Annotated in this window: 6 protein-coding genes; 2 read left to right on the top strand and 4 right to left on the bottom strand. The window is 60.0% G+C overall.

The features are described 5' to 3' along the window. Window positions 1-328 precede the first annotated feature (328 nt). Together IB265_RS35890 and IB265_RS35885 are read left to right on the top strand one after the other, a co-directional pair. Window positions 329-1,087, top strand: a complete 759-nt coding sequence (locus tag IB265_RS35890) for a response regulator transcription factor (protein WP_192496192.1) — start codon at window positions 329-331, stop codon at window positions 1,085-1,087. A 1-nt stretch (window position 1,088) separates the two neighbouring features. Beyond that, complete coding sequence (locus IB265_RS35885; RefSeq protein ID WP_192496191.1) at window positions 1,089-2,435, top strand: amidohydrolase family protein; 1,347 nt, start codon at window positions 1,089-1,091, stop codon at window positions 2,433-2,435. 11 nt (window positions 2,436-2,446) lie between these two features. Here the strand turns inward: IB265_RS35885 and IB265_RS35880 are convergent, their stop codons facing one another. The 4 genes from IB265_RS35880 to IB265_RS35865 form a co-directional block, all read right to left on the bottom strand. Then, entirely contained in the window at window positions 2,447-3,781 is a 1,335-nt protein-coding gene (locus IB265_RS35880; protein ID WP_192496190.1) for an MmgE/PrpD family protein, read from the bottom strand. Between the two features lie 43 nt (window positions 3,782-3,824). Further along, window positions 3,825-4,874 carry an ornithine cyclodeaminase gene (locus IB265_RS35875; protein WP_192496189.1) on the bottom strand — a complete coding sequence of 350 codons (1,050 nt, stop codon included), beginning with the start codon at window positions 4,872-4,874 and terminating at the stop codon, window positions 3,825-3,827. 221 nt (window positions 4,875-5,095) lie between these two features. Continuing rightward, window positions 5,096-5,407, bottom strand: coding sequence for a HigA family addiction module antitoxin (locus IB265_RS35870; protein WP_112997037.1), 312 nt, complete (start codon window positions 5,405-5,407; stop codon window positions 5,096-5,098). Window positions 5,408-5,546: 139 nt separating this feature from the next. Then, window positions 5,547-5,924 carry a helix-turn-helix domain-containing protein gene (locus IB265_RS35865; protein ID WP_162728181.1) on the bottom strand — a complete coding sequence of 126 codons (378 nt, stop codon included), beginning with the start codon at window positions 5,922-5,924 and terminating at the stop codon, window positions 5,547-5,549. Between the last annotated feature and the right edge of the window lie 76 nt (window positions 5,925-6,000).

Genomic DNA, 6,000 nt, shown 5'->3' with positions numbered 1-6,000 from the left:
CCGCCGTCAAAACCTCGAATGTTCGTGGCTGATTCACACTGTCGCTCATAGGATTCTCCGCATAACTCATGCACAAAATCCCCGATCAGCGCGCCAAATGATACGTGGGGGTCCCTACGCGCTTACGATGGACCCGCCCGCCGGAAGCCTCCAATTGAGCAGGCGCTGCATTCATATGGCCCGACGATCAGTCTTCCTTGCGAAGGGATCACGTCCGAATCGTCTGCAACAATTCTTAATAGAACTTCGAGCCGCAGACCGTTGAGAGCGAAACCTGTGCGTGCAATCATTCGACATTGCGTCAAGCACCGCGACCGGGAGGCAAGCGATGCCTACCGCCGAAAACGGACCCTTGATCGTGGTCAGCTCGCGTGACGCGGGCTTCAGCCTCACCCATCGCCACATTCTCGCGGCAGCGGGATACTCCACTGATCTGTCGCTCGGCGCCGAAGACTTCGCATCGATCACGGTCGGAAGATCGGTCGAGGCCGTCCTGCTCGATGCCGCGGATGCAGGTGTCGCTGGCTTTTGCCAAGGCCTTAAGCAGGACACCTCAACAAGATCGGCTGCTATCATAGCACTGCTGCGAGCCAAGGCGGCCGTTGCACTTCCGGCACTCATCCGCGCCGGTGCTGACGACGTGTTCGTCTGCCCGGTTGAACCGCAACGCTACCTCGACGCGCTCAAGCACCATCTGTCGGCATTGGACGATACGCGCGCCAGGACTGGATTACTCCATGCCGGCGGACTTGCGGTCGACCCTCAAAGCCACCGCGCCGCCTGGCGTGGAGAGCAGTTTCATCTGGGCCTTCTCGAATTTCGACTGCTCGGGACATTGATCGGGGGAGCGCACAAGGTTCACACGCGGCGTGAGCTGATCGAACAGGCCTGGCCGCGCGGGACCTTTGTCGATCCTCGAACTGTCAACGTTCATGTCGCCAGGCTCCGAAAAGCGCTAATCACCACGACCGGCTACGACTGGATCCGCACCGTGCGCGGCGTCGGCTACGGACTGGCGCCGCTTGCTCCTGGCTTCGACCATCCCTCGGATTACCACCCGCTCACCGATTTGCGACTGGAGGCATGACATGGACATGGTCATCGTCAATGGCAGCTTGATCACCGGAGACGGGATCACCTTTCTTGAAAAGGCCAGCGTCAGGATCAGAGGAACGAAGATCGTCGACGTGATGCCTTACCAAGTGACGGCAAACGAGGGGGACCGGATTATCGACGCCGGCGGAGCAGTTGTTTTGCCCGGCATCATCAATGCTCACGCACATGGCTGCATCGCCGGCCCTTCCATGCCATCCGGATCGCTGCCACTTTCAGCGCAGGACATCTCCTATCAACGCAACCGCCATCTGCTAAGCGGCACGACGACGCTTCTCAACGTTTGTGGTCTCGCTACTCCAGATGAAATCGGATCCGGCGCGCTTGCGTCCCACGCGTTGGACGTTCAGGTTTCGACGGCCCACACCCCGAGCAGCCTCGGGGCTGCCCGTGTCTCGGACGGAGCGGGGCTGTCGGCGCATCACCTCTCTGCCACCATCGACGACATGCTTGCGCGCGGCGCAAAAGCGCTCGGAGAAGCCGGCGGTGGTCAGACGCTCGGCGGTGGCGCCCAAGACTACCGATATCTGCCGCAAGCCATAGAGCAGGCAACCGGTGTCACCATTCACCCGAAGATCGCCCGATTGTTCAAGGAGGCGGTCCTCGGACGAAGGCTGGATGGCGCAGCGGCCGCTTCGAACGATGGGCTCGAAGCGCTCCTCGACCAATACGCCCTTATTGGCCATCTGACTGCCGCGCAACTCCGCGGGATCGTCGTTGAGACCGTCATGCCGCCGGTTCACCTGGCGATGAGGGGGCTTTCCGAGATCGCCGCCCAATCCGAACGTGTCGGGATGGCGGCGATATTCCACAACGCCGCGCCGACGGCTGCAACCCTCGTGCAGTTGGCCGAAGCCTATCCCCGAGCCCGGATGATCGCCGGGCATTCGAACCACCCGATGTTCCTGCCTGAGGAAGCTCTGACAACGGCAAGGTTGCTGAAGGAACGGGGTGTGACGATCGACGTGTCGACGCTCGACTGCATCACGACCCGATGGCGCAACGGCCCCGAAAACCTTGATCTTCTTGCGACCGAAGGGGTGATCGACACCTTGTCGACGGACTATGCCGGCGGCGATTGGGATACAATCCTTTCGGCGATCCAACGCATGATCGCCAAGAAGCAGATGCCGGCACCGCGCGCCGTGGCGCTTGCAACCGGCAACGTCGCCAAGGCAATCCCCGAACTTGCCGGCGACCGTGGATTGATCGAAAAGAGCAAGCAAGCAGACATCGTCATCTGCGACGCCCATAACCTTGCCCGTGTACGTCATGTGATCGCTAAGGGGCGCCTGGTCATCGAGAATTGCCGCATTCTTTGACGTCCGGCGTGTTAGCGAAGCGCCATGAGCAGCCCGGAGCCATGGTCATCGGGCATATCGAGAACGCCACCAACGATCTGGCGCTGCCGCTCGGGCGTAAGTACCCGACGGGTTACGCGGAGGAACTTCTCCTCGATTGCTTCGAACGACATCGGATGTTTCGGATCGCCAAGCGGGCCGAGGATCTCAGAGCACAATCGCCGAGAGGACGTCGATATCGTGACACGCGCAAGTGTCTCGCCCGGGAACAGCGCATCGATCTCGTCGTTTATCGATAGCAGTACCTTCTCGGAAAACGTTGAAAGGTCCTCGCGCCCAAGGAGATCTTCCCCGAGGGGCGCCAGTGCATCACGCCCCTCGATCGCGGCGATCGCGATGCAATAGGGCAGGCTGTACTGCATGTCGACGAGGGTGGTTGGCCGACGCTTGTTGCCAAGTTTCAGCGCCCAGCCGAAGGTTTCCACTTCGACGCATTTGATGTCGCTTGCATCAATCTCGCTCCTGTCGACAAGCATAAGGAACGCATCCAGCGCGGCATGGATATAGCGGCAGCAGGCGTAGGGCTTGAAATAGGTGCCGACGAGGTGAGATCGCTCCCCGAGGTCAGCCACGATCGTTTGCCGGTTGTAGTAGTCAGGATGATCAAAAACATCAGTTGGGCCGGAGTGCCCGCCGATCGCCAGCTGGACGGCGGCGAGCCCGAGGGTTGCACTCCAGGCGATACCCTCCTTCACGTCATTACCCGTCAGTTGCGAATAGCCCGAGCTGCCATTGGCCTGCTGGTTTGGCGCAAGCACCGCGGCGATGGCGAGCGCATGGGCGACCTGATCCTCGCGGCAACGCAATAGTCGCGCAGCAGCCGCCGCCGCTGCGACCGACGCCCAACGCCCGGTCTGACGGGTCGCGATCATTTTCGGCATTTGCGCCGACGCGATACGCACTCCGACGTCATAGCCAACGGAAATCGCCGAAATCAAATCGTTTGCCCCGGCACTCGTTTCGGGAAGCAGCGTCAGAACCGTGGGAATGACTGCCGCCCCCGGATGCCCACGCGCCAGCCGATGTCCGTCGTCGAGATCGAGCGCAGATGCGGCCGCAGCGTTGGCAAATACGGCGCCTGCGAGCGAAGCCGTCTGTCCCGTCGCCCAGATGGAACTCGAACCAGCCCCCATAAGTGCACGCGCTGTCGCTCTGACGGCAGTCGGACCCGGCATGTCCCGGCCGGCGATTGCCGCGCCAACAAGGTCAAGCACGCACTTCAGGGCCATGTTCCTGTCGTCACAGCTCGGCTGACGGCGTGACGTCACCAGAATGTGCTCGGCAAGAACTTCTGTGATCAAGGGCAACGTGGCCTCCCGGCAGCGGGTCTGAGCTTGGCGAGCCAGTTATCTAAACGCGTCGCTTCAAGAGCTTTTCCCAAGTCGCTTCTGCGACATAGAGATCGAGCATCGGGAGCCCAACGCAGGTCACGCAAACGGGTCCGGGGCGGGAATCTTGCCAGCCGGTTGGTGCCGACAACTCGCCAATTCCAAGCAGCGGGCCAGCCGTCTCAAGGCTCATGTCCCTGCGTGAAAAATAAAGCGAAACGCTCTGAGAGTTTCGACGGGAAACGGTCTTCAAGTCGTCGCAGATGACAGTGCCGGTGCGAAGAGCACGCTTCAAATAGGCCTCAGGGATCTCGTCGCCGCCGAGGTGGAGGGTCGCAGCATCCCTTGCAAGCTCATGATCCTCGAATATCGGTTCGCGCGCATTCGTTGCCGTGACGACAAACGCACATTCGGAAAGCGCGGAATTATCCTCCACCGGAACCAAGGCAATCGGTGTGGACGACGCGGCCGCCTCCGCAAACCGGGCGGCACTCTCCGGAAATCGGCTTCGAATAAAGATGCGCTCTATGCGCTCCGCACCCGTCAACGAAAGGCAGTCGATGACGCTTCTTGCGACCGGGCCGGCACCAAAGAGAAAGACCGATATCTTCATTGGCGTCTCGACGAAGGTCTCCAGCACCAACGAGGCGTAGGTTCCCGTCCGCGCGGCCGAAAGCGCGGTTCCATCGAAGATGGCAACGGGCCTGAGCGTCGTCTTGTCGAGAAGTAGGTAGGTCGAGGTCGACCGGGGCAAGCCGCGCCGACGGTTGAATGCATTGGCGCCGATAATCTTGACGCCGCCAAACCGAGGATTGACACTGTAGAGGGATGAGAGCTTCCACCCCAACCGTTCCGCAGCGAAAGATTCACGCTGTGCAATAAATTCGGGCATCGCCCAGAATTCGTCCTCGGGCAGAGAAAGAACGGCCTTTCCACCGACCGACGAGCCGCGTCGGATGTCGCGACACGCTGTCTCGACCGCTTCGTGCGTCTCGGCTACAGACAGCTCCGCACCAAGATGGCGCAGTTCCTCGGTAGATACGACATTGAGGACGGGTTCGTCCAAAGTCATGCTCGCCTCCCATAGATGAAGAGCCGAGCATACGGGAATGGCTGAGGCGGCGAGGCGAAGGTTTGGAGAATGCTTGAACACGCAGGTGACGTGACGGTCAGAGCACGAAAAAGATTCGGAGACAGTACGGAAAAGTACCGGATCTGGATTGGTTCGAGCAGATTGGAACTGCGCGAGCGCTCACGGCGCGCCAGTCACCTTTGTCGATCGTACGTCGCCGCCTATGAAGCGAGGGCGTATTCCGGATCTATTTCGGGAATTGCCGCAAGGTCCTTCTCCAACGCCGCGGCCTCAATCTTGAGATCATAGCTAGCTTGCAGGTTCATCCAGAATTCAGGACTTGTGCGGAAAAACTTAGCCAACCGCAGTGCTGTATCTGTAGTTACAGCAGTCTGTTCATTCGCTAGGCGCCCAATACGGGTGCGAGGAACGTTCAGCTTCTTGGCGAGCGCTCCTGCGCTCATGTGGTAAGGGAAGAGGTACTCCTCGCGAAGGATTTCGCCCGGATGTACCAGGGGTAGTATGCTTGTCATCGTTCGGTCTCCTTCATACCGATCTTAGTGGCAGTCGACGAACTCGAGATTGTCGACGCCACAAGTTTCAGAATGTCTGCTGGGAATCCTTTGGGAGCTTTCCCACTTGCCAGCCCGAGAATAATGCGTTCCTGCCATTTCAGAGCGGCTGGCTACACACTTCGATCAATGCGAGCAATGAACGACGCACTGCCGCGGACTTGATACGCTGAAAGGCCGTGTTAAGGGCGTTTCCCTCTTTCGTCACAAGAAAAGCGGCCAATTCGGCCAGTTCCCGACTTGCCGTGGTGTCGAAGTGAGCCTCGTCACGATCAACAAGGAAGGCAACCGGAACATCGAGGGCGACGGCTATGGCGGCAAGACGGCTTGAGCTGATCCTGATGCGGCCGTTTTCGTATTTCCGGATCAGCTGGACCGAAACGTCGAGGTGCATTGCGAGATCCTGCTGCCGCATGCCGATCTTGCGCCGAAGCGTGCCGATGCGGCGCCCCACTTCCACATCGACGTCGTTCGGCATTTGCGATTGCTTGCTCATTCGCCCCCAAACAAGCCCTCGGCCGAAGCGAACCCGCTGATCTTCAAGTAGCTCCGCC

Source organism: Ensifer sp. ENS10 (genome assembly GCF_014852025.1).
Classification (GTDB): Bacteria; Pseudomonadota; Alphaproteobacteria; order Rhizobiales; family Rhizobiaceae; genus Ensifer.
The sequence above is the reverse complement of the archived record's forward strand: the minus strand, read 5'-3'. Positions and strand labels throughout refer to the sequence as shown.

What these genes read in the sequence shown, in the direction of transcription:
- IB265_RS35865 (WP_162728181.1), bottom strand. Translation starts at nt 5,924, where the DNA reads ATGCCGAACGACGTCGATGTGGAAGTGGGGCGCCGCATCGGCACGCTT.
- IB265_RS35890 (WP_192496192.1), top strand. Translation starts at nt 329, where the DNA reads ATGCCTACCGCCGAAAACGGACCCTTGATCGTGGTCAGCTCGCGTGAC.
- IB265_RS35885 (WP_192496191.1), top strand. Translation starts at nt 1,089, where the DNA reads ATGGACATGGTCATCGTCAATGGCAGCTTGATCACCGGAGACGGGATC.
- IB265_RS35875 (WP_192496189.1), bottom strand. Translation starts at nt 4,874, where the DNA reads ATGACTTTGGACGAACCCGTCCTCAATGTCGTATCTACCGAGGAACTG.
- IB265_RS35870 (WP_112997037.1), bottom strand. Translation starts at nt 5,407, where the DNA reads ATGACAAGCATACTACCCCTGGTACATCCGGGCGAAATCCTTCGCGAG.